Raw genomic sequence first — 23,169 nt, forward strand, 5'->3', positions numbered from 1 at the left:
CAAAAGCATAAAAAAACCCCCGTCTTTCGACGAGGGTTCAAATTTTGGTGGAGCTAAGCGGGATCGAACCGCTGACCTCTTGCATGCCATGCAAGCGCTCTCCCAGCTGAGCTATAGCCCCACATGTTACTTTACATACCGCTCTCTGTTGGGTTCAGAGTTTGGTGGAGCTAAGCGGGATCGAACCGCTGACCTCTTGCATGCCATGCAAGCGCTCTCCCAGCTGAGCTATAGCCCCATCGTAAAGCTGTCATGTTGACGGGCGGCATAATATGAATTCCGCTGCGGAGTGTCAACGGCAAAATTGATCGCCGTGAATCAATCGCCGAAAAATCATGCAAATGAATCACTTTGCGTACCTGCTCGCAGTCAGGAGTTAAGCCTGTCACGTTTTCACGTAAAACGGTGCTATAAAATGAACCACTAATTAACCCTACTATTATTCAGGCAATTGCATGATCAAGGAACGAATGACGCCAGAAGAGTTAGCCCTGCTCACTGGCTATAGCCGCCAGACCATCAATAAATGGGTTCGTAAAGAGGGTTGGATTACATCGCCAAAGCCAGGAGTGCAGGGTGGCAAGGCGCGGCTGGTGCATGTCAATGAGCAAGTTCGGGACTTTATTCACAGCGCCCGCCGGGCGTCCAACGCACCTGATATGCCAGAAAACCATGACCGTTCGCTCCACACGTTACTTCTGACGCTGGCAAATGAAATGACGCCGGATGAGCAAAAGCAGCTGACATCTCTGTTACTGCGGGAAGGGATTACCGGATTATTGCAACGTTTAGGGATACGCGATCAGAGCTGATATGAAAAGATTACGCAGTAAAATGACGACCGAAGAGTTGGCCGATAGTTTGGGTGTTGCCCGGCAAACCGTTAATCGCTGGATACGGCAGCAAGGATGGAAAACGGAAGGCATTAATGGGGTAAAAGGCGGACGTGCGCGGTTGATTCATATTGATGCCCGTGTTCGCGAGCATATCATGAGCATTCCGGCCATCCGTAACCGCCAGGCTATCTATCAACTGGCAGAAGCGCCCTCTTTATACGGGGAATCTAAATCATCTGGCTTACTTCCTCAAATCATCGACTCTCTTGAGAATTTAACGCTGATTGAGCAAGAGCGACTTCAGGCGTTACTGACCCGGGAAGGCCTTCAGGGATTTCTTACCCGCCTCGGCATTACTGAATTGCACGCATAAAAAACGGCAGGTTCCCCTGCCGTTATTCTTACCTTTTGCGCAATTACTGCTGGCTTTCACGCTCAGCAATAAAGCCCAGTGCTTTGTTAATACGCGCGACGCTGCGTGTTTTACCAATAGCATGAACGGTGACATCCAGTGCAGGTGACTGGCCAGCGCCAGTTACTGCCACGCGCAGCGGCATCCCCACTTTACCCATGCCCACTTCCAGCTCATCGGCAGTCGCCTGAATAGCGTGGTGAACATTTTCAGCGGTCCACTCGGTAATCGCCGCCAGTTTGTCACGCACAACTTCCAGTGGCTGACGCGCAACCGGACGCAGGTGTTTCTTGGCTGCGTCGGCATCAAACTCGTCGAACTCTTCATAGAAGTAACGGCAGCTTTCGGCAATCTCTTTCAGAGTTTTGCAACGTTCGCCAAGCAGTTTCACCAGTTCCGCCAGCTCAGGGCCAGTGCGGGTATCGATGTTTGCCTGTTCGATGTGCCATTGCAGGTACGTCGCAACGTACTCTGGCTGCATGGTGTTGATGTAGTGGTGGTTCAGCCACAGCAGTTTATCGGTATTGAACGCACTGGCGGATTTGCTGACCGCGCCCAGGGAGAACAGATTGATCATCTCTTCACGGCTGAAGATCTCCTGGTCACCGCTGGACCAGCCCAGGCGAACCAGATAGTTCAGCAGCGCTTCTGGCAGATAACCGTCATCACGGTATTGCATTACGCTAACCGCGCCATGACGTTTAGACAGTTTTTTACCGTCGTCACCGTTGATCATAGAAACGTGCGCATACACTGGCACAGGCGCATTCAGAGCTTTCAGGATGTTGATCTGACGTGGGGTGTTGTTGATATGGTCTTCACCACGGATAACGTGGGTGATTTCCATATCCCAGTCATCGACCACAACGCAGAAGTTATAGGTTGGTGAACCGTCGGTACGACGGATGATCAGGTCATCCAGCTCCTGGTTGCTGAATTCGATCGGGCCACGGATCTGATCGTCAAAGATAACAGAACCTTCCTGCGGGTTGGCAAAACGCACAACACACGGCTCATCCGCAGCATGTTCGCTGTGGTCGTGGCGGCAACGGCCGTCATAACGTGGTTTTTCGCCATTTGCCATCTGCTCTTCGCGCAGGGCATCCAGACGCTCTTTAGAGCAGTAGCATTTATATGCGGTGCCCGCGACCAGCATTTCATCAATCACAGCGTTATAGCGGTCAAAACGTTTGGTCTGGAAATACGGACCTTCATCCCACTCCAGATTCAGCCAGTTCATCCCATCCATAATGGCTTCGATTGCTTCCGGCGTGGAGCGCTCGAGATCGGTGTCTTCAATACGCAGCACGAACTCGCCCTTGTTGTGGCGTGCGAAAAGCCAGGAATAGAGAGCAGTACGTGCACCACCGACGTGCAGATAGCCTGTCGGGCTGGGCGCGAAGCGAGTTTTGATTTTCATGAAATGGCCTTACGTTATAAAGATGCCGGCAATCGGCAAATCCTGGGAAAAAAACAATGGGCAATATTCTATCACTGTGGGGCGATTCCTCAATGTTGATCCCTGTATCGGGTTCGAGTTTGCTGTTTTTGTTTAGAAATCATGCGCAATAGTCCATTTCGCGATCGTTTTGTTTAATTTTACGACGAACGAATAAAAACTTTAGAAAATGCGTTGACTCATTTTCAACTCTCCCTATAATGCGACTCCACACAGCGGGGGTGATTAGCTCAGTTGGTAGAGCATCTCCTTTACACGGAGGGGGTCGGCGGTTCGAGCCCGTCATCACCCACCATATACTTCACGTAGACTCGCAGTGTAGATAAGAATTGAGAATGGGCGATTAGCTCAGTTGGTAGAGCATCTCCTTTACACGGAGGGGGTCGGCGGTTCGAGCCCGTCATCGCCCACCATTCTCACCTTATCGATAGCAGTTCCGAAATGGGCGATTAGCTCAGTTGGTAGAGCATCTCCTTTACACGGAGGGGGTCGGCGGTTCGAGCCCGTCATCGCCCACCATTTCGGGTCGTTAGCTCAGTTGGTAGAGCAGTTGACTTTTAATCAATTGGTCGCAGGTTCGAATCCTGCACGACCCACCAATGTAAAAAAGCGCCCTAAAGGCGCTTTTTTGCTATATGCGATTTGAACAATGTGCGCGTTACCCTGCTATCAACGTCGCTATCAACTTATCTACTGCCGGCGTCGCCTGCCTCTCGTCATACACCACATACAAATCTGCCGGTATGCGCTCTTTAAGCGGACGGAATACCACGCCAGGCCATTGCATCTGCGCGTAGCTGTCAGCCGCGAGTGTAATACCCATCCCCATACTAATCATCGCCAGTACCGTTTGAGGCTCAACCGCTTCACGCACTATCAGCGGTGAAAAACCGGCCTGCTGGCAGACGCGATGCAGAAAGGCCCAGTCGGAGTGGGCAGAAGGCATGGTGACAAAATACTCATTTTGCAGATCGGCTAGCGCGATAGCCGTTTCACCCACCAGGCGGTGATCCTCGGGCATCGCAACCAAAAATGCGGCATCACGCAGCCGGATACTGCTAAAACCTGCCGAAGGTTCGGTTGCCATACGCCATATCCCCACATCCAGTTCACGCCGCTCCAGCAGCGCCATCTGCATCACCGGAGATCTTTCCCGGAAAATCACATCAACATTGGGATGCGCTTTTAAATAACCGCGCATAATCGTGCGTACCTCACTCCACATAGCCGTACCGACGATCCCCAGCTCAATACGCCCTGCCTCACCCCGACCAATTTGTTCAACGCGCGCCAGAGCCTGATTGGCACTGGTCAGCAATCGACGCGACTCCTCCATCAACACTTTCCCGGCATAGGTTAACGCAACGCTACGGGAGTGACGAATAAACAGCAGCGTACCAAGCTGGCTTTCCAGCTCTTTGATATGCAGGCTTAATGGCGGTTGCGACATATTGAGACGGGCCGCAGCCCGTCCAAAGTGAAGTTCTTCCGCCACCGCCAAAAAGTAGCGTAGCAATTTCAGATCGGTTCGGTAGACGCGTTCCATCAAAACATATCCCGGAGATAACACTGAATACCCCACCTTAAATCTTTTCGCGTCAGGAACAACCCGTTTTAATGCGTCGCTGTGCGCAACGCGTTGTTTTTACCCGCGTGTCGGTAGTTAAAACACAGGAAAAACACCACGGCCAGGATCAGCGCATAAGCCGCAAATACCAGCCAGATGGTCTGCCAGTCTTTCACGCCATCAACGGAGAAATAGTCCACCGCCATCCCGCTCAGGATCGACCCCACGTATGCCCCAACGCCATTTACCATGGTCATAAATAAGCCCTGGGCACTGGCGCGGATGTCCGGCGTCACCTCTTGCTCCACAAATACCGAGCCCGAGATGTTGAAGAAATCAAAGGCGCAGCCATAGACAATCATCGACAACATCAGCAGAACAAATCCCACCACCGACGGGTCGCCAAAGGCAAACAGCCCGAAACGCAGCATCCAGGCCACCATGCTCATCAGCATCACGGTTTTAATACCAAAGCGTTTCAGGAAAAATGGGATTGTCAGAATGAAGAAAACTTCAGACATCTGCGAGACGGAGAGCAATATCGACGGATATTTAACGATAAAGCTGTCTGCATACTCCGGGTTGCGCGCAAAATCATGCAGGAAAGGGCTACCGAAGGTATTGGTGATTTGCAGCACCGCGCCCAGCAGCATCGCGAACAAGAAAAAGACGGCCATTCGCGGCTGTCTGAACAACACAAAAGCATTCAGGCCCAGTTTGCTTGCAAACGTCGGGACTGATTTGCTCTTCACTACCGGGATTTTGGGCAATGTCAGAGAATACAGAGCAAGCACCAGTGAGGCCCCCGCAGCGATGTAGAGCTGAACATTACTGAGTTCAACACCCATCAGACTGATTGCCCACATCGCCACAATAAAGCCCACCGTACCGTACACGCGTACAGGTGGAAAATGGCTCACCGTGTCCAGCCCGGCCTGCTCAAGACAGGAATAAGAGAGCGTATTCGATAACGCAATTGTGGGCATAAACGCCATCGCATTGACCAGCATCACCCAGAACATCAGGCTGGGTTCGTTGACATGCGCGGCATAGCAGAGTGCAACCGCGCACACGAGATGGCAAATCATATAGGCCCGGTCTGCGCGCAGCCATTTATCAGCAATGATGCCCACCAGGGATGGCATAACGATCGCCGCAAGCCCTTTGGAGCTATAGACCAGCCCCACGTCTGAGCCGGTAAAATGTAGGGTATTAATCATGTAGGAACCCAGCGTAACCAGCCAGCTCCCCCAGATAAAATATTGCATAAAGGACATCATCTTTAATCGGGTCGTGATGTTCATAACCTGTTCCTTTTCGCAGGGTGTGGCCCTGTTCAGGGCCACTTATTTTTATCAGGCGATTTTGCGCAGGAAGCCGCAGATAAGATTGATGAAATTCTGCCGTGAGAGTTCTGCTGCCGCCAGCGTCTGCTCATGGGACAGTTTCACATCGCCCAGCCCTTCGGCCAGATTGGTAATAGCCGATACAGCAACCACTTTCAGGTCACAGTGGCGCGCGGAAATTACTTCCGGGACAACCGACATGCCCACGACATCACCACCGATAATCTGCATCATGCGGATCTCTGCCGCCGTTTCGAAATTCGGGCCTGGATAGGAAACAAACACCCCCTCGCTCAGCGGGAAGCCCTCTTCAGCCGCGACGGTTTGCAGCACGGCACGGTATTCCGCGTCATAGGCATTAGCCAGGGTGAAAAAGCGCTCGCCAAAACGCTCATCGTTTAACCCAACCATTGGCGTTCCGGGCATGGTATTGATGTGATCATTCAGGGCAACAAGGCTGCCAGGCCCGACTTCCGGGCGCAAAGAGCCTGCCGCATTAGTACTGAACAGCAGTTCACAGCCCAATAGCTTAAAAGTACGAATGGCGTCGGTCATGATAGTCATGCCCCGGCCTTCATAGAAATGACCGCGACCTTTCATACAAGCAACCGGAACCCCGGCAAGATGGCCTAATACCAACTCGCCCGCGTGGCCGTGAACCGTACTAACCGGAAAGCCTGGCAGCTTGTCATAAGAGAGAGCCACAGCGTCTTCAATCTGGTCTGCAAGTGCGCCGAGCCCGGACCCCAGAATAAACGCAACGCGAGGGATAAAATTCGGCTTAGCTGCACGGATAATGTCGGCACAATACAATGGGTCATTCGAGAGGGTCATAAAGGCTCCTTGTGGACGAAGAATGCGATACCACTGATCGCATGTTGCATGTCTTATATCCGGAGCCTGTGGGTTATCACCAATACACTTTCGCGGCACTATCGATACAGATTCAGTATCAATCCCCCGCTCTCCCCGCCAAATATGGCTGTTTTTCTCAAGCTACTGTCACCCGTGCCGATATCTCTTTTTTATGGCGAGAGGAACTAGCATGACAACTATTCAGGCATCAACACCCTCCATTCAGACAAGCAGTAGCGGAGGCAGCAGCAACTCAGGCGGTAACGATATCTCTTCACAGATCAGTCGCATTACATCGCAGATCACTAAACTGACCCAGCAGCTAAAAGATGTCGCTAACGGAAGTGGCAGTGCGGAAGATAAGAAAAAGCAGCAAGAGTTGCTACAGGCGCAAATCAAAATGCTGCAGGCACAACTGGCGCAACTCCAGCGCCAGCAGGCCGAAGCAGCCCAGAAAAAACAGGATCAAAAGCAGGGTAAAGAGGAAGGTGTTAATAGCCCTTCCGACAAACATCAGATTGATATCTACATCTGATAATCGGTTGGGTTAAATAGTGGGTCGCGTATCCGTGCTTCGGTTAATTGCTGAGCCTGCATACGCACCACTTCCCAGATGGCCAGCGCCGCACCAGAGATAGAACGATTTTTACGCCTGACCAGCATCAGTTTACGGTCGATAGTCGGTGTAAACCGTTTCACTGTCAGATGGCTTCCCTGAGGCAGCGGCAGCGCAAGTGCGGGTAACACGCTAATGCCTATCCCCGCTTCAACCATAGGAAACAGCGTGGCAGGATGACCGATCTCCTGCACTATCCTTGCATTGACCCCCTGCTCCGCAAGCGCGGCATCAATCAGCGGGCGACTTCCCGAGGCGTAATCCTGAAGCACAAGATCCGCCCCTTCCATCGCCTGCCATGTTACCTCCGGCAACGATGCCAGCGGATCGTCGTCACGACATAACAGTAAAAATGGTTCCGAAAGCACAACTTCGCATTCAAGATCGCTCACGGCACCAGGATCGATAACGATCCCAAAATCCACATCCCCCTGACGAATGCTCTCCAGTACCCACTGCTGTGGTCTGTCATGCAGGACAAAATCGATATCTGGATAGCGATGATTACTTTCAGCAATGCACTGTGGAATAAGATGCGCAGAGATAGTCTGGCTGGCAGCCACTCTCACCGTGCCGGAAAGTTGTTGCCCGAGCCGGCCCACATCCCGCAGCGTGATGTTCAGCTCGTCCAGTAACCTTTCGAGCCGGGAAGCCAGTTGCTGACCTGCATCGGTGAGCACCACTTCGCGCGTGGTACGGTCAAGCAGCCGCACCCCGGTCTGCATCTCAAGCTCTTTCACGCTATGGCTGACCGCCGACTGGCTTAAACCGATTATTTCTCCTGCCCGGCTAAAGCTACGGGCATGTGCCACGGTTACAAAGATACGAAGCTGACGTAGGGAATAATTCATCTTTTTTATTCATGAATGGATGCAATAAATCAATTTTATTTCTCAAACAGAAAAAAGCACAATAGCGAAATCTGTTTTCAGGAGTCACTATGAAACTCTTTCGTATCCTTGATCCATTTACGCTTACCCTTATCGTTACCGTCTTACTGGCCTCTTTTTTCCCGGCACGCGGCGGCTTCGTCCCTTTCTTTGAAGGATTAACGACCGCAGCGATCGCCCTGCTGTTCTTCATGCATGGGGCCAAACTCTCCCGCGAAGCCATTATCGCTGGCGGTAGCCACTGGCGGCTCCACCTGTGGGTGATGTGTAGCACCTTCATTCTGTTCCCGATCCTTGGCGTGCTATTTGCCTGGTGGGCGCCTGTGAATGTCGACCCGGCGCTGTATACCGGTTTCCTGTATCTGTGCATTCTGCCCGCGACCGTTCAGTCTGCCATTGCGTTTACCTCGCTCGCTGGCGGCAACGTCGCCGCAGCCGTTTGTTCTGCCTCGGCATCAAGTCTGCTGGGGATTTTTGTCTCCCCGCTGCTGGTTGGTCTGCTGATGAATATGCACGGTGCGGAAGGTAACCTGGAACAGGTGGGTAAAATCTGTTTGCAGCTGCTGCTGCCGTTTGTGCTTGGGCATCTTTCCCGTCCGTGGACTGGCGCATTTGTAGCGAAGCACAAGAAATGGATCTCGAAAACCGACCAGACTTCGATTCTGCTGGTGGTCTATTCCGCGTTCAGTGAAGCCGTTGTGAACGGTATCTGGCACAAGGTTGGCGTGGGGTCGTTACTGTTTATCGTTGTTGTCAGCATTGTGCTGCTGGCGATTGTGATTGCCGTCAACACCGTCGTCGCCCGCAAATGCGGCTTCAATAAAGCAGATGAAATCACGATTGTCTTCTGCGGTTCGAAAAAGAGTCTGGCGAACGGCATCCCGATGGCCAACATCCTGTTTCCGACATCAGTGATTGGGATGATGGTGCTGCCGCTGATGATTTTCCATCAGATCCAGCTTATGGTCTGCGCGGTACTGGCACGCCGCTACAAGCAACAGGCAGAAAAGCAGGCGCAGGAAGAGACCCGCGCCGCAAAAGCTTAAGGGCGTTTCAGGGGCTGAACCAATTGCGTCAGCCCCTCAGTTTTGATCAGTAATGTGATGGACATCAGCTCACCCAGTCGCCCGGCCGGAAATTGATCCTTACGGGCAAACCACAGCAGATACTCTTCCGGCAAATCAATCAGCCTGCGGCCTTTGTACTTGCCGAACGGCATCTCGGTGTTGGCGATATCAATGAGCTGTTCTTTTTCCACATTATTCTCCTAACAGGCGCAGCATTTCGGCTTCGTCGATAACCGCAATGCCCAGTTCCTGAGCTTTGGCAAGCTTCGAGCCCGCCGCTTCTCCGGCAATCACCAGGTCGGTTTTCTTTGACACACTGCCCGCCACTTTCGCCCCCAGCGCCACCAGACGTGCTTTTGCATCATCACGCGACAACTGGCTCAGGCTCCCCGTCAGCACAACAGTTTTACCGGCGAACGGGCTGTCTATCTCTTCTGCATTCACCACCACCGGCGCAGGCCATTTAATGCCCTCTTCCAGCAACTTACCGATCACCTCACGGTTACTCTCTTCGGCAAAAAAGTTAAAGACGTGTGTGGCAACCACAATACCCACATCCGGCACTTTTTGTAGCTCGTCGAGAGTCGCTTTTTCCAGCGCCTCCAGCGTACCAAAATAGGCCGCCAGCCCTGCCGCTGTCGCCTCGCCCACCTCACGAATGCCCAGTGCATAGAGGAAGCGCGCAAAGGTGGTTTCTTTCGCTTTTTCCAGCGCATTCACCACGTTTTGCGCCGATTTCGGCCCCATACGGTCAAGGCCGGTCAGCTTACCTGCCGTCAGCTTAAACAGATCCGCTGGCGTGTGGACATACTCTTTCTCGACCAGTTGATCGATAATTTTATCGCCCATGCCGTCAACGTCCATCGCCCGACGCGAGACGAAGTGTTTCAGCGCTTCTTTACGCTGAGCACCGCAAATTAACCCGCCGGTACAACGCGCCACCGCTTCGCCTTCCACACGCTCAACGTCCGATCCACACACCGGACAATGGGTTGGAAATTCAATGGCGCGGGTATCGTCAAGACGCTCTGATTCGACGACGTTCACCACCTGCGGGATCACATCTCCCGCACGGCGAATAACCACTTTGTCGCCAATACGCAGACCCAGACGCTCAATCTCATCGGCGTTGTGCAGCGTGGCATTACTGACCAGTACGCCGGCAACCTGAACCGGCTCAAGACGCGCCACAGGCGTAATCGCCCCAGTACGGCCCACCTGGAATTCCACATCGCGGACAAAAGTCATCTGTTCCTGCGCCGGGAACTTAAAGGCTACCGCCCAGCGCGGCGCACGGGCCACAAAGCCGAGCTGTTCCTGCAATTCAAGCGAGTTGACCTTAATCACCACACCATCGATATCAAAGCCGAGCGTTGGGCGGTCTTCTTCCACCTTGTGATAAAACGCCAGCACTGCCTCGGGGGAGTCGCAAAGCTGCACGCGATTGCTCACCGGCAACCCCCACTCCCTGAATTGCAGCAGACGCCCCAGATGGGTATCAGGCAATTCACCGCCTTCCAGAATCCCCACGCCATAGCAGAAGAAAGTAAGCGGTCGCTTCGCGGTAATACGGGAGTCCAGCTGGCGCAGAGAGCCTGCGGCTGCGTTACGCGGGTTTGCAAAGACTTTGCCGCCGGTGCGACGCGCCTCTTCGTTGATCTTTTCAAAACCTGCCTGCGGCAGAAACACCTCGCCACGCACTTCCAGGCGAGCAGGGATATTCTCGCCGCGCAGCTTTAACGGGATGGCGCGGATGGTGCGAACGTTGGTGGTGATGTCCTCACCGGTTGTACCGTCGCCACGGGTGGCGGCACGCACCAGCACGCCGTTTTCATAAAGAATACTGACGGCAAGACCATCAAGCTTCAGTTCACAGCACCAGCTCAGGGTATCACTGCTTTTCAGCCTGTCCTGCACGCGCTTGTTGAACGCCAGGAAACTCTCTTCATCAAAAACGTTATCGAGCGACAACATGGGTACTTCATGGCGTACCTGGCTGAACGCGCCCAGCGGTTCAGCGCCCACGCGCTGCGTGGGGGAATCTGGCGTAATACGCTCAGGGTGCTGCGCTTCCAGCTCGCGCAGCTCGCGCATCAGGCGATCGTACTCCGCATCCGGGATCTCCGGCGCGTCCATAACATGATACAGATATTCATGATGGCGAAGCGTGGTTCGCAGTTGAGTCAGTTGTTGTTCGATTGAGTCCATATCGCACCATCAATGAGAAAAAACCCCCGACATGCGGGGGTTGAGGAGGAGTTGAAGTTAACGCGGAAATTACGCGTTGGCTTCCTTAACTTCGCGGATGCGGTCCTGATACTCGCGCAGTTTCTGCGGCGTCATCATGCGACGCTGGTCGTCGAGCACCACACCGCCTACTTCGTCGGCAATGTGCTGAGCAGACTGGAGCATCAGCTTAAAGTTTTGCAGTTCGTCACCGTAAGACGGCACCTGCATAAAGATGGTCACGCCAGGCGTTACGAAATCACCGGTCATTTCCGGGTCAAACGTACCTGGGTTCACCATGTTAGCCAGGCTGAACAGCGCAGGGCCGCTACCATCAGGGCTCAGGTGACGATGGAAAATATTCATATCGCCAAACTTGAAGCCAGCCTGTTGAATACTGTTAAGCAGTACATCGCCATTCAGATGGCTGCCATGATGAGCGGCCACGTTCATGATAATAACGGCTTCTTTACGCTGCGGTTTTTCAACCACAGGGGCCTCTTCAACAACAGGTTCAGGCTCAACGTGCGGAGCAGGCGCTGGCGCAGGTTGCGGCGCAGGCTGCACATGAACAGGCTGCTGCGGTTGCTGTACCGGCTGCTGAGGCTGTTGCACAGGTTGCTGTTGAACTGGCTGCGGGGCAGTAGGCTGCTGATGGGCAGGCTGTTGCGGCTGCGGCGGCTGGCGTACCGGCTCTTCCACAGGCTGCGGCGCGTGCTGGCGCGGCTGTGCAGAAGCATACGGCGGTTGATACTGGTGCTGCGCGGCGCGAGGTGCTTCATGCTCCCCATGGCCTGCGCCGGGCGCAGTATTGACCCGATGAACGCGAACTTCACCCACGCCGTCGTCTTCGCTATCGTCGATGTCGTCTTCACCGTCATCTTCGTCACGACTGGACTTCATGCGCTTCAGTGGGCGATCGCGAAACATAGAAGAACGTTCTTTACGGCTGGTCCAGAAACCATGTACCAGTAAAGCGATTATGGCGATCGCGCCAACAATGATTAATATCAGACGCAAATCCTGCATCATTATATTCTCTGTTGTTCTAACACCTTGCCACCACGGCAAACATTTACTCACTAAGAGTATTTGCCGTTGACGTCAAGTGCAAGTACGTGCAGAGCATTCACAGCATAAAGATGAGTTAAATCGTGCTTTTTGCTGTTTTTTCGAACATTTCCGAACTGGTCATTGGTCCGTAACTGGATAATATAGTCGTGCAATTCCACTGGTTGTGAAAAAAGGAGTACAGCCTGGTCATGGTTTCAACATCAACATCCGCCCCTCGCAGCGGCGTTCACTATTTTTCTCAGGGCTGGAAACTCGTTTCTCTGCCGGGCATCCGCCGCTTCGTGATTTTGCCTCTATTAATCAACATCCTTCTGATGGGTGGCGCGTTCTGGTGGCTATTCACGAAACTGGAAAGCTGGGTCCCGGCCATCATGGGCCACGTTCCGGACTGGCTCCAGTGGTTAAGCTATCTGCTGTGGCCCATTGTCGTTATCTCGGTGCTGCTGGTGTTTGGCTACTTCTTCTCAACAATTGCCAACTGGATAGCCGCGCCTTTTAACGGCCTGCTGGCAGAACAATTAGAAGCGCGTCTTACCGGTGCCACACCGCCAGATACCGGCGTACTGGGAATAATGAAAGATATTCCGCGCATCATGAAGCGCGAGTGGCAGAAGCTGGCCTGGTATATGCCGCGCGCAATTGTGCTGCTTATCCTTTATTTTGTGCCTGGCATCGGCCAGACGGTGGCCCCGGTACTGTGGTTCCTGTTCAGCGCCTGGATGCTGGCAATCCAGTACTGTGATTACCCGTTCGATAACCACAAAGTGCCGTTTAAAGAGATGCGCACTGCCCTGCGCACCCAGAAAGTTGCCAATATGCAGTTCGGCGCGCTCGCCAGTCTATTTACCATGATCCCCGTTCTCAACCTGTTCATCATGCCGGTGGCCGTCTGCGGGGCAACAGCGATGTGGGTAGACTGCTACCGTGCTAAGCACGCGTTATGGAAGTAATGCAAAAATGTGTAAACAAGGGGTGGCTTATGCCGCCCCTTATTCCATACTGATCCCCATTATTTCCTTGCAGCATATAGATATGCGAATTCCTTACTTCCCCATACTTATTCAACAGGTATGCTGGGTCGGTATCCCAATTTCATACAGTTAAGGACAGGCCATGAGTAAGATTTATGAAGACAACTCGCTGACTATCGGTCATACGCCCCTGGTTCGACTGAACCGTATCGGTAATGGACGCATTCTGGCGAAGGTCGAATCACGTAACCCAAGCTTCAGCGTAAAATGCCGTATCGGTGCAAACATGATTTGGGATGCTGAAAAACGTGGCGTTCTGAAGCCTGGCGTAGAACTGGTTGAGCCAACCAGCGGCAACACCGGTATTGCACTGGCCTACGTTGCAGCCGCGCGCGGCTATAAGCTGACGCTGACCATGCCTGAAACCATGAGTATTGAACGTCGCAAGCTGCTGAAAGCCCTGGGTGCAAACCTGGTTTTGACCGAAGGCGCTAAAGGCATGAAAGGTGCCATCCAGAAAGCCGAAGAAATTGTGGCCAGCGATCCAGCGAAATATCTGCTGCTTCAGCAGTTTAGCAACCCAGCCAACCCTGAAATTCACGAAAAGACCACCGGCCCGGAAATCTGGGAAGATACTGACGGTCAGGTAGATGTGTTTATCTCTGGCGTGGGTACTGGCGGTACGCTGACCGGTGTTAGCCGCTATATTAAAGGCACAAAAGGTAAAAAAGACCTGATTACCGTTGCCGTAGAGCCAACTGACTCCCCTGTTATTGCCCAGGCGCTGGCAGGCGAAGAGCTCAAACCTGGCCCACATAAAATCCAGGGTATCGGCGCTGGTTTTATTCCAGGTAACCTGGATCTGAAACTGATCGATAAAGTTGTTGCTATCACCAACGAAGAAGCCATCTCTACCGCCCGTCGTCTGATGGATGAAGAAGGTATTCTGGCCGGTATCTCTTCCGGTGCTGCTGTAGCCGCTGCACTCAAACTTCAGGAAGATGAAACCTTTACCAATAAGAATATTGTGATTATCCTTCCTTCCTCGGGTGAGCGTTACTTAAGCACTGCACTGTTTGCCGACCTCTTCACTGAGAAAGAGCTGCAACAGTAATGCCAGCATGTTAAAAACGCGTAAAAAAGCACCTTTCTGGGTGCTTTTTTGTGGCCTGCTTCAAACTTTTACCCCTCCTGGCATTGATTCACCTCGTTGGGTCTGGTATTTAAACCAGCAATTATTTTGATGCGTGAAATTAATCAGTGAACGAAATAGCCTTGCTGAATCGATTTTATGATTTGGTTCAAGTCTTGCTTTCACTGCATAATGTTTAATGACGATCGAAACGTCAGCGCTAACAATACAGGCTAAAGTTCAGTCGCCAGGCTAGACTTTAGTTCCACAACACTAAACCTATAAGTTGGGGAAATACAATGTTCCAGCAAGAAGTTACCATTACCGCTCCGAACGGTCTGCACACCCGCCCTGCTGCTCAGTTTGTTAAAGAAGCGAAAGGCTTCACTTCTGAAATCACTGTGACTTCCAACGGCAAAAGCGCTAGCGCAAAAAGCCTGTTCAAACTGCAAACTCTGGGCCTGACTCAAGGCACCGTAGTCACCATCTCTGCGGAAGGTGAAGACGAGCAGAAAGCAGTTGAGCATCTGGTAAAACTGATGGCTGAGCTCGAGTAAGTTTCCGGGTTCTTTTAAATATCAGTCACAAGTAAGGTAGGGTTATGATTTCAGGCATTTTAGCATCCCCGGGTATCGCTTTCGGCAAAGCACTGCTGCTGAAAGAAGACGAAATCGTCATTGACCGGAAAAAAATTTCTGCCGACAAGGTTGATCAGGAAGTTGAACGTTTTCTGAGCGGTCGTGCCAAGGCATCTGCGCAACTGGAAGCGATCAAAACTAAAGCTGGCGAAACTTTCGGTGAAGAAAAAGAAGCCATCTTCGAAGGGCACATCATGTTGCTCGAAGATGAGGAGCTGGAGCAGGAAATCATAGCCCTGATTAAAGATAAAGGCATGACGGCCGATGCGGCTGCGCATGAAGTTATCGAAGGTCAGGCGACTGCCCTGGAAGAACTGGATGATGAATACCTGAAAGAGCGTGCGGCTGACGTACGTGACATCGGTAAGCGCCTGCTGCGCAACATCCTGGGTCTGGCCATCATCGATCTGAGCTCAATTCAGGACGAAGTTATCCTGGTTGCTGCTGACCTGACGCCATCTGAAACCGCACAGCTGAACCTGAACAAGGTGCTGGGTTTCATCACTGACGCAGGCGGACGTACCTCCCACACCTCTATCATGGCGCGTTCTCTGGAACTGCCAGCCATCGTGGGCACCGGTAGCGTTACCGCTCAGGTGAAAAACGACGACTATCTGATTCTGGATGCCGTAAACAACCTGGTTTACGTCAACCCAACAAACGAAGAGATCGAGCAACTGCGTGCCGTTCAGGAGCAGGTTGCCACCGAGAAAGCGGAACTCGCTAAACTGAAAGACCTGCCAGCCATTACGCTGGACGGCCATCAGGTAGAAGTGTGCGCGAACATCGGTACCGTACGTGACGTTGACGGCGCTGAGCGCAACGGTGCGGAAGGTGTAGGTCTGTATCGTACTGAATTCCTGTTCATGGACCGCGACGCGCTGCCAACTGAAGAAGAACAGTTTGCTGCGTACAAAGCTGTTGCTGAAGCTTGTGGCTCTCAGGCAGTTATTGTCCGTACTATGGACATCGGTGGCGACAAAGAGCTGCCGTACATGAACTTCCCGAAAGAAGAGAACCCGTTCCTGGGCTGGCGTGCAGTGCGTATCGCCATGGATCGCAAAGAGATCCTGCGTGACCAGGTTCGCGCTATCCTGCGTGCTTCCGCTTTCGGTAAACTGCGCATCATGTTCCCAATGATCATCTCTGTTGAAGAAGTGCGTGCACTGAAGAAAGAGATCGAAATCTACAAACAGGAACTGCGTGACGAAGGTAAAGCCTTTGATGAAGCAATCGAAGTTGGCGTGATGGTGGAAACACCTGCTGCGGCGACCATTGCGCGTCATTTAGCCAAAGAAGTTGATTTCTTTAGTATCGGTACCAATGATTTAACGCAGTACACCCTGGCAGTTGACCGTGGTAATGATATGATTTCACATCTCTACCAACCAATGTCACCGTCCGTACTGACGCTTATTAAGCAAGTTATTGATGCTTCTCATGCAGAAGGTAAATGGACAGGCATGTGTGGTGAGCTTGCAGGCGACGAACGTGCTACACTTCTGTTGCTGGGTATGGGTCTGGACGAATTCTCTATGAGCGCCATTTCCATCCCTCGCATTAAGAAGATTATCCGTAACACGAACTTCGAAGATGCGAAGGTATTAGCAGAGCAAGCTCTTGCTCAACCGACAACGGACGAGTTAATGACGCTGGTTAACAAGTTCATTGAAGAAAAAACAATCTGCTAATCCACGAGATGCAGCCCAATTTACTGCTTAGGAGAAGATCATGGGTTTGTTCGATAAACTGAAATCTCTGGTTTCTGATGATAAGAAAGACTCCGGAACTATTGAGATTGTTGCTCCGCTCTCCGGCGAGATCGTCAACATCGAAGACGTGCCGGATGTAGTGTTTGCTGAGAAAATCGTTGGTGATGGCATTGCTATCAAACCAACTGGCAACAAAATGGTTGCTCCAGTTGACGGCACCATCGGTAAAATTTTTGAAACCAACCATGCGTTCTCTATCGAATCTGATAGCGGTATCGAACTGTTCGTTCACTTCGGTATCGACACCGTTGAACTGAAAGGCGAAGGCTTCAAACGTATCGCGGAAGAAGGCCAGCGTGTTAAAGTTGGCGACCCGGTCATTGAATTCGATCTGCCACTGCTGGAAGAGAAAGCCAAGTCTACCCTGACTCCGGTTGTTATCTCCAACATGGACGAAATCAAAGAACTGATCAAACTGTCTGGCAGCGTTACCGTGGGTGAAACCCCGGTTATCCGCATCAAGAAGTAATTCTTGCCGCACAGAAAAATGGCGCCTTCGGGCGCCATTTTTGTTTATGCAGGTAAGATAAGCTCGTCGTATCCTTTCGACTGCGTATAAGTCATCACGTCCGTGACGCGATCGCCCGCTCGGCGAATCGCATCCGCCACCGTTTTGCCCCCGACAATGCCGCTCACCAGCTCAGAGCAGAACAGGTCGCCCGTGCCTTTCAGGTCAGTCTCTACGCGCGGGTGCGCACTGACCGTCACGCTCTCTTTGGTCACCAGCACAACATGAATGTTTTCAGGGTCGTCAGCTACCGGAGCGCTGGTGATCGCCACCCATTTCAGCGTCTCTGACAACAGTCCCTGCGCAGCCTCAATGGCGCTTTCAGGCGTCCGGCACGGTTTACCGCTTAAGATTTCAAGCTCAAAGACATTTGGCGTGATGCCCTGCGCCAGGGGCAGCAGATGCTGACGGTAGGCGTCTGGAATGTCGGGCTTAACATAGATACCGCTGTCGGTATCGCCAATCACCGGATCGACCAGCACCAGTAAATCAGGATGCTGTACCTTGATGGCGTTAAGCCACTGGGCCAGCAGCGCAATCTGGCTGGCGCTGCCCATGTAGCCAGTGGTAACCGCTTTTAATTCGCGCAGGATGTCACGCTCTTCCAGCGCTTTAAGATAGCCGCTAAACCACTCATCGGGGATCACGCCGCCGTAAAAGGTGTCGTAATGCGGCGTGTTGCTGAACAGGACCGTCGGCACGGCGGTAACGTTTAGCTGATGCGTTCTGATGTTAGGCACCGCAATGCTGTTACCCACGCTGCCGTACACGACCTGCGACTGCACCGCGACAATATCGGTTTGCTGCGCCCGGGATGTGTCCCGAAATAAAACCATCTCCATGATGCTTAAATCCCCGCCCCCTGCGAATAACTCTCTTCACCAAAGACACCGGTAGACAGATAACGATCTCCGCGATCGCAGATAATCGCTACCACCACTGCGCCCGGATTTGCCTGAGCAACCCGGATCGCGCCCGCTACCGCGCCGCCCGAACTGACACCGCAAAAGATACCTTCACGGACAGCCAGCTCGCGCATGGTATTTTCCGCCTCGCGCTGGTGAATATCCAGTACCTGATCCACAAGCTGTGCGTTAAAAATCCCCGGCATGTATTCAGCAGGCCAGCGGCGAATACCGGGAATACTGCTCCCCTCTTCCGGCTGCAGTCCAACAATGGTGACGGGTTTAGCCTGCTCACGCAGAAAACGGGAAACCCCCGTAATGGTGCCCGTAGTACCCATGCTGGAGACAAAATGGCTGATGCGCCCTTCGGTTTGCTGCCAGATTTCCGGGCCGGTAGTGGTGTAGTGCGCGTACGGGTTGTCCGGGTTGTTGAACTGATCGAGCAGCTTCCCTTCGCCGCGTTCGGCCATCTCCAGCGCTAAGTCACGCGCCCCTTCCATCCCCTGCTCTTTGGTCACCAGAATCAGTTCCGCGCCGTAAGCACGCATAGCAGCGCGGCGTTCCTGGCTCATGTTATCCGGCATCAGCAGCTTCATGCGATAGCCTTTCAGCGCGGCGATCATCGCCAGGGCGATGCCTGTGTTGCCGCTGGTTGCTTCAATCAGCACGTCGCCGGGCTTAATCTCGCCGCGCTTTTCCGCCTGGACAATCATCGACAATGCCGCTCTGTCCTTGACGGAGCCCGCCGGGTTATTACCTTCGAGTTTGACCCAGATTTCGCTGCCGTTGCCAGGCCCCATACGCTGAAGTTTGACCAGAGGGGTGTTGCCGATCGTGTGTTCTAATGTACTCATGCTCGTTGCCCAATAAAAAGCCCGGTGCCGCTTTCGCTTACCGGGCCTACAGAGAGCACGATTGTAGGCCGGGTAAGCGCAGCGCCACCCGGCAAAACTACGTGATCTTAACCTATCAGGCTGACTCCGCCAGAGCAATATCCTCGCGCGTTTCAATACGCTCGTTACCGTGGTAAATCCGCGCATGTTGCAAGCCAACAAACAGGCGCTCGCCCCGGAATGGCGGCTCTTCATCACGCATAACCACGGTCAGGGGCTCGGTGTACCAGCCCAGAGGTTGTACTACCAATTGGGTGTAGTGACCTTTAGGGCTAGCTTCCAGCACCTGTACCGGCAGAGGTGAGTCGAGACTGGTGCGACGGCTCACATCCACTTCCCACGGGCGCAGGAACAAATCAACCGGCCCCTGATGCGCAGAGGTATAGCCCAGCGGCCAGCGGTGCGCGCCGACGTGGAATTGCCCCCCGCGAATGGTGCCCTGCAAACGGTTCACTTCGCCCATAAATTCCAGCACGAAACGGGTCGCCGGTTCGCGCCAGAGCTGTTCTGGTTCATCAACCTGCTCGATGTTACCCTGGCTCATCACCACCACGCGGTCGGCCACTTCCATCGCCTCTTCCTGGTCGTGGGTCACGAAGACGCTGGTGAACTGAAGTTCTTCATGCAGCTGACGCAGCCAGCGACGCAGCTCTTTACGCACCTGTGCATCGAGCGCGCCAAACGGCTCATCCAGCAACAGGATCTGCGGCTCTACTGCCAGCGCACGCGCCAGCGCCACACGCTGTTTCTGCCCGCCAGACAGCTGCGCCGGGAAGCGATCGGCCAGATGGGCCAGCTGCACCATCTCCAGCAACTTGGTGACTTTCGCCTTAATCGTGGCAGCGTCCGGGCGTTCACGGCGTGGCAGCACGGTCAGGCCGAAGGCGATGTTATCGAACACCGTCATGTGGCGGAACAGCGCGTAATGCTGGAACACAAAACCCACCTTACGGTCGCGGGCATGAAGACGGCTCACGTCGGTGCCGTGGAAACGGATGTGCCCGCTGGACTGATGCTCAAGCCCGGCGATAATACGCAGCAATGTGGTTTTACCGGAGCCAGACGGCCCCAGCAGCGCCACCATTTGTCCGGAAGGGATATCCAGCGAGATATCATTCAGCACCTGGGTGCGACCAAAAGACTTCTTAATATTGGCAATCTCAATGCTCATGATTTCCCTCCTGATGCTGACGTTTTTCCTGATTCTCTAAACGCCACTGCACCACACTCTTCAAAAACAGGGTCAAAATAGCCATCAGCGTCAGTAACGCTGCGGCGGTAAAGGAACCGACGGTATTGTAGTCCTGTTCCAGTAATTCAATTTGTAACGGCAGCGACAGAGTTTCGCCGCGGATCGATCCGGATACCACCGACACCGCACCAAACTCGCCAATCGCGCGGGCGTTGGTCAGTACCACGCCGTAAAGCAGCGCCCAGCGGATGTTTGGCAGCGTCACACGGCGGAACATCTGCCAGCCGGATGCGCCCAGCAGCACCGCCGCTTCGTCTTCATTGCTGCCCTGGCTCAACATCACCGGCACCAGCTCGCGCACCACAAACGGACAGGTCACAAACACCGTCACCAGCACCATGCCCGGCCAGGCGAACATGACCTGCAGGTTGTGCTCATCAAGCCAGCCGCCCAGCGGGCCATTGGAGCCGTAAAACAGCAGATAAACCAGACCGGCCACCACAGGTGACACGGCAAACGGGATATCCAGCAGGGTCAGCAGAAGCTGACGCCCCGGGAAGTTAAAGCGCGTCACCAGCCAGGCCAGCAGCGTACCGAACACCAGGTTGACCGGCACGGTGATAAGCGCAATCAGCACGGTCAGCCAGATGGCGTGCAGCATGTCCGGGTTAGCAAGGTTTTCCAGCGCTGGCATCAGCCCTTTGCTGAACGCCTGAACGAAGATATAGACCATTGGCACGACGAGGATGAACGCAGACACCAGCACGCCCGTACCAATCAGAAACCATTTTCCCCAGTTAATGCGGGGCGCGTCGTAACGCTTCAATTGAGTAACTTCCGCCATCAGTGACCTACCACACGTCGACCAAAGCGACTTTGCAGAGTGTTAATCGAGAACAGCAGCAGCAGCGATGCGGCCAGGATCACCGACGCGATAGCGCTGGCTGCCGGATAATCAAACTCCTGCAAACGCACAAAAATCATCAGCGAGGTGACTTCTGTTTTCCACGCGATGTTCCCGGCGATGAAGATAACCGCGCCGAACTCACCAAGACTGCGAGTGAACGACAGCGCCACGCCCGCCAGCAGTGCCGGAGACAGCTCTGGCAATACCACTTTTCGGAAGCTCTGCCAGCGCGTCGCGCCCAGTGTTTCAGCCGCTTCTTCGTATTCCGGGCCTAATTCCTCCAGCACAGGCTGAACGGTACGCACCACAAACGGAATACTGGTAAAGGCCATCGCCACGGCAATACCAAGCCAGGTGTAGGTCACTTTGATATCAAACTTCGCCAGCCATTCGCCGTAAAAACCGTTCACGGAAAAGAGCGATGCCAGGGTTAAACCGGCTACCGCCGTCGGCAGGGCAAAGGGCAAATCCATTAACGCGTCGAGCAATGTACGGCCCGGGAAACGGTAGCGGGTTAAGATCCACGCCATCAGCAGACCGAACACGCCGTTGAAAATCGAGGCCACAAACGCCGACAGCAGCGTCACTTTGTAGGCGGCCACGACCTGAGGGTTGGTGACCACTTCCCAGTACTGCGACCAGCTCATCTGCGCGAGCTGCATCACCAGCGCGCTCAGCGGCAACAACAAAATCAGGCAGACGAACAGCAGGCTGGTCCCGAGGCTTAAGGTAAAGCCCGGCAGCACACGTCTGGAAGAAACTGCAAACATTACTTACGCCCCGCCGCCAGCAACTTGTCCAACTCACCGCCACTGGCAAAATGTGTTTTCATCACATCAGGCCAGGAGCCGAAATGGTCTTCCACGCGGAACAGCTCGGTCTGCGGGAATTTGTCCTTCAGTTTGTTCATCACTTCCGGGTTATTCACACGGTAGTAATAATCAGTGATAACGGTCTGCGCCTGCGGGCTGTACAGATAGTTGAGGTAGGCTTTCGCCGCTTTCTCTGTACCGTTGGCTACAACGTTTTTATCCACCCATGCCACCGGGAACTCGGCCAGGATGTTGGTTTTCGGGATAACAACTTCAAAGCCCTGCGCTTCGTACTGCTTACGGATGTTGTTCACTTCCGATTCAAAGCTAATCAGCACATCGCCCAGACCGCGTTCCGCGAAGGTGGTGGTCGCGCCGCGACCGCCGGTATCAAACACTTCGACGTTTTTCAGGAACTGGGTCATGAACTGCTCGGTTTTAACTTTATCGTTACCGTCAGCTTTGTCCGCCGCGCCCCACGCCGCCAGATAGGTATAACGCGCGTTGCCGGAGGTTTTCGGATTCGGGAAAATCAGTTTTACGTCAGAACGCACCAGGTCGTTCCAGTCGTGAATATTTTTCGGGTTGCCCTTACGCACCAGGAAACCCATGGTGGAGTAGAACGGCGAGCTGTTATTCGGCAGACGGCTCTGCCAGTCCGCCGGGAGCAGCTTGCCTTTGTCATGCAGGATCTGCACGTCCGTCACCTGGTTGTAGGTCACCACGTCCGCTTTCAGGCCCTGAAGGATCGCCAGCGCCTGTTTGGACGAGCCCGCATGAGATTGTTTGATGGTCAGCTTGTCGCCGTTATTCTCTTTTGCCCACTGCTGTTCAAACGGTGGGTTCAGGGCGGCAAACAGCTCGCGGGACACATCATAAGAACTGTTCAACAGCTCAGTTGCCTGCGCCTGTGCCACCAGCAGTAAACCTGCCAGCGCCAGAGATCCTTTTTTCAGTACAGTAACGGCCATTGAGCACCCTTATAAATGTGATGACTATCTAATGGTCATAATATTTATAACGAGTACGAAAGGAGTAACGGTTTTATATACCGTTTGGTGATTTACAAGCAGAAAAGAGAATAAGGGTGC

General features: G+C 53.4%; 23 protein-coding genes and 6 tRNA genes. 13 read left to right on the forward strand and 16 right to left on the reverse strand.

Features of this window, described 5'->3' with window-relative positions:
* Positions 1-45: 45 nt before the first annotated feature.
* Together M987_RS21835 and M987_RS21840 are read right to left on the reverse strand one after the other, a co-directional pair.
* Positions 46-121, reverse strand: a tRNA-Ala gene (locus tag M987_RS21835).
* 41 nt (positions 122-162) lie between these two features.
* Positions 163-238 (reverse strand) — tRNA-Ala (locus M987_RS21840).
* Between the two features lie 217 nt (positions 239-455).
* On the opposite strand from M987_RS21840, the gene M987_RS21845 reads away from it, so the two are divergent.
* Both M987_RS21845 and M987_RS21850 read left to right on the forward strand, forming a co-directional pair.
* Positions 456-812 (forward strand): YfeC-like transcriptional regulator, encoded by a 357-nt coding sequence (locus M987_RS21845; protein ID WP_014071234.1) that lies wholly within the window; start codon positions 456-458, stop codon positions 810-812.
* Position 813: 1 nt separating this feature from the next.
* Positions 814-1,209, forward strand: a complete 396-nt coding sequence (locus M987_RS21850) for a YfeC-like transcriptional regulator (protein ID WP_014071235.1) — start codon at positions 814-816, stop codon at positions 1,207-1,209.
* A gap of 43 nt (positions 1,210-1,252) precedes the next feature.
* Here M987_RS21850 and gltX read toward each other — a convergent pair whose 3' ends face one another.
* The gene (gltX, locus tag M987_RS21855) at positions 1,253-2,668 is read right to left on the reverse strand and encodes a glutamate--tRNA ligase (RefSeq protein ID WP_014071236.1); all 1,416 of its coding nucleotides are present in this window, start codon (positions 2,666-2,668) and stop codon (positions 1,253-1,255) included.
* A 258-nt stretch (positions 2,669-2,926) separates the two neighbouring features.
* Between gltX and M987_RS21860 the strand changes: the two genes are divergently transcribed.
* The 4 genes from M987_RS21860 (at position 2,927) to M987_RS21875 (ending at position 3,306) form a co-directional block, all read left to right on the forward strand.
* Positions 2,927-3,002 (forward strand) — tRNA-Val (locus M987_RS21860).
* A gap of 42 nt (positions 3,003-3,044) precedes the next feature.
* Positions 3,045-3,120 (forward strand) — tRNA-Val (locus tag M987_RS21865).
* A 30-nt stretch (positions 3,121-3,150) separates the two neighbouring features.
* Positions 3,151-3,226, forward strand: a tRNA-Val gene (locus M987_RS21870).
* 4 nt (positions 3,227-3,230) lie between these two features.
* Positions 3,231-3,306, forward strand: a tRNA-Lys gene (locus M987_RS21875).
* 59 nt (positions 3,307-3,365) lie between these two features.
* On the opposite strand, the gene M987_RS21880 is transcribed toward M987_RS21875, so the two are convergent.
* The 3 genes from M987_RS21880 to xapA form a co-directional block, all read right to left on the reverse strand.
* Positions 3,366-4,253: a LysR family transcriptional regulator gene (locus tag M987_RS21880; protein ID WP_014071237.1), complete on the reverse strand. Its 888-nt coding sequence runs from the start codon at positions 4,251-4,253 to the stop codon at positions 3,366-3,368.
* Between the two features lie 68 nt (positions 4,254-4,321).
* Complete coding sequence (locus M987_RS21885) at positions 4,322-5,578, reverse strand: nucleoside permease (RefSeq protein ID WP_014071238.1); 1,257 nt, start codon at positions 5,576-5,578, stop codon at positions 4,322-4,324.
* 51 nt (positions 5,579-5,629) lie between these two features.
* Positions 5,630-6,454, reverse strand: coding sequence for a xanthosine phosphorylase (gene xapA / locus M987_RS21890; RefSeq protein ID WP_014071239.1), 825 nt, complete (start codon positions 6,452-6,454; stop codon positions 5,630-5,632).
* A gap of 211 nt (positions 6,455-6,665) precedes the next feature.
* On the opposite strand from xapA, the gene M987_RS21895 reads away from it, so the two are divergent.
* The gene (locus M987_RS21895) at positions 6,666-7,010 is read left to right on the forward strand and encodes a FlxA-like family protein (protein WP_014071240.1); all 345 of its coding nucleotides are present in this window, start codon (positions 6,666-6,668) and stop codon (positions 7,008-7,010) included.
* Here the strand turns inward: M987_RS21895 and M987_RS21900 are convergent.
* Positions 7,001-7,942, reverse strand: coding sequence for a LysR family transcriptional regulator (locus M987_RS21900; RefSeq protein WP_014071241.1), 942 nt, complete (start codon positions 7,940-7,942; stop codon positions 7,001-7,003). The genes M987_RS21895 and M987_RS21900 overlap by 10 nt on opposite strands.
* Positions 7,943-8,031: 89 nt before the next feature.
* Here M987_RS21900 and M987_RS21905 point away from each other — a divergent pair, with 89 nt between their 5' ends.
* On the forward strand, positions 8,032-9,027 hold the full coding sequence (locus tag M987_RS21905; RefSeq protein ID WP_014071242.1) for a bile acid:sodium symporter family protein: 996 nt from the start codon (positions 8,032-8,034) through the stop codon (positions 9,025-9,027).
* On the opposite strand, the gene M987_RS21910 is transcribed toward M987_RS21905, so the two are convergent.
* From M987_RS21910 to zipA, 3 genes are all read right to left on the reverse strand, one after another.
* The gene (locus M987_RS21910) at positions 9,024-9,239 is read right to left on the reverse strand and encodes a DUF3820 family protein (protein ID WP_014071243.1); all 216 of its coding nucleotides are present in this window, start codon (positions 9,237-9,239) and stop codon (positions 9,024-9,026) included. The two genes, M987_RS21905 and M987_RS21910, sit on opposite strands and share 4 nt — an antisense overlap.
* 1 nt (position 9,240) lies before the next feature.
* Positions 9,241-11,256 (reverse strand): NAD-dependent DNA ligase LigA, encoded by a 2,016-nt coding sequence (gene ligA, locus M987_RS21915; protein WP_014071244.1) that lies wholly within the window; start codon positions 11,254-11,256, stop codon positions 9,241-9,243.
* 69 nt (positions 11,257-11,325) lie between these two features.
* Positions 11,326-12,306: a cell division protein ZipA gene (gene zipA, locus M987_RS21920; RefSeq protein WP_014071245.1), complete on the reverse strand. Its 981-nt coding sequence runs from the start codon at positions 12,304-12,306 to the stop codon at positions 11,326-11,328.
* A gap of 230 nt (positions 12,307-12,536) precedes the next feature.
* On the opposite strand from zipA, the gene cysZ reads away from it, so the two are divergent.
* The 5 genes from cysZ (at position 12,537) to crr (ending at position 17,330) form a co-directional block, all read left to right on the forward strand.
* The gene (gene cysZ, locus M987_RS21925) at positions 12,537-13,298 is read left to right on the forward strand and encodes a sulfate transporter CysZ (protein ID WP_014071246.1); all 762 of its coding nucleotides are present in this window, start codon (positions 12,537-12,539) and stop codon (positions 13,296-13,298) included.
* 163 nt (positions 13,299-13,461) lie between these two features.
* Positions 13,462-14,433 carry a cysteine synthase A gene (cysK, locus tag M987_RS21930; RefSeq protein WP_014071247.1) on the forward strand — a complete coding sequence of 324 codons (972 nt, stop codon included), beginning with the start codon at positions 13,462-13,464 and terminating at the stop codon, positions 14,431-14,433.
* Positions 14,434-14,750: 317 nt separating this feature from the next.
* Positions 14,751-15,008, forward strand: a complete 258-nt coding sequence (ptsH, locus tag M987_RS21935) for a phosphocarrier protein Hpr (protein ID WP_000487600.1) — start codon at positions 14,751-14,753, stop codon at positions 15,006-15,008.
* Between the two features lie 44 nt (positions 15,009-15,052).
* On the forward strand, positions 15,053-16,780 hold the full coding sequence (ptsI, locus tag M987_RS21940) for a phosphoenolpyruvate-protein phosphotransferase PtsI (protein ID WP_014071248.1): 1,728 nt from the start codon (positions 15,053-15,055) through the stop codon (positions 16,778-16,780).
* A 40-nt stretch (positions 16,781-16,820) separates the two neighbouring features.
* Positions 16,821-17,330 carry a PTS glucose transporter subunit IIA gene (gene crr / locus M987_RS21945; RefSeq protein ID WP_003861316.1) on the forward strand — a complete coding sequence of 170 codons (510 nt, stop codon included), beginning with the start codon at positions 16,821-16,823 and terminating at the stop codon, positions 17,328-17,330.
* 44 nt (positions 17,331-17,374) lie between these two features.
* Here the strand turns inward: crr and pdxK are convergent, their stop codons facing one another.
* The 6 genes from pdxK to M987_RS21975 form a co-directional block, all read right to left on the reverse strand.
* The gene (pdxK, locus tag M987_RS21950; RefSeq protein WP_014071249.1) at positions 17,375-18,211 is read right to left on the reverse strand and encodes a pyridoxine/pyridoxal/pyridoxamine kinase; all 837 of its coding nucleotides are present in this window, start codon (positions 18,209-18,211) and stop codon (positions 17,375-17,377) included.
* 5 nt (positions 18,212-18,216) lie between these two features.
* Positions 18,217-19,128 (reverse strand): cysteine synthase CysM, encoded by a 912-nt coding sequence (gene cysM, locus M987_RS21955; protein WP_014071250.1) that lies wholly within the window; start codon positions 19,126-19,128, stop codon positions 18,217-18,219.
* 115 nt (positions 19,129-19,243) lie between these two features.
* A complete protein-coding gene (gene cysA / locus M987_RS21960) occupies positions 19,244-20,338 on the reverse strand; it encodes a sulfate/thiosulfate ABC transporter ATP-binding protein CysA (RefSeq protein ID WP_014071251.1) in 1,095 nt (364 codons plus the stop codon).
* Positions 20,328-21,203 carry a sulfate/thiosulfate ABC transporter permease CysW gene (gene cysW, locus M987_RS21965; protein ID WP_014071252.1) on the reverse strand — a complete coding sequence of 292 codons (876 nt, stop codon included), beginning with the start codon at positions 21,201-21,203 and terminating at the stop codon, positions 20,328-20,330. The genes cysA and cysW overlap by 11 nt, the downstream gene beginning before the upstream one ends.
* On the reverse strand, positions 21,203-22,036 hold the full coding sequence (cysT, locus tag M987_RS21970) for a sulfate/thiosulfate ABC transporter permease CysT (protein ID WP_014071253.1): 834 nt from the start codon (positions 22,034-22,036) through the stop codon (positions 21,203-21,205). Before cysT ends, cysW begins: the two co-directional genes overlap by 1 nt.
* Positions 22,036-23,049 (reverse strand): sulfate ABC transporter substrate-binding protein, encoded by a 1,014-nt coding sequence (locus M987_RS21975; RefSeq protein WP_014071254.1) that lies wholly within the window; start codon positions 23,047-23,049, stop codon positions 22,036-22,038. Before M987_RS21975 ends, cysT begins: the two co-directional genes overlap by 1 nt.
* Positions 23,050-23,169: the final 120 nt, after the last annotated feature.

It is taken from the genome of Enterobacter soli ATCC BAA-2102, from assembly GCF_001654845.1.
Lineage (GTDB): Bacteria > Pseudomonadota > Gammaproteobacteria > Enterobacterales > Enterobacteriaceae > Enterobacter > Enterobacter soli.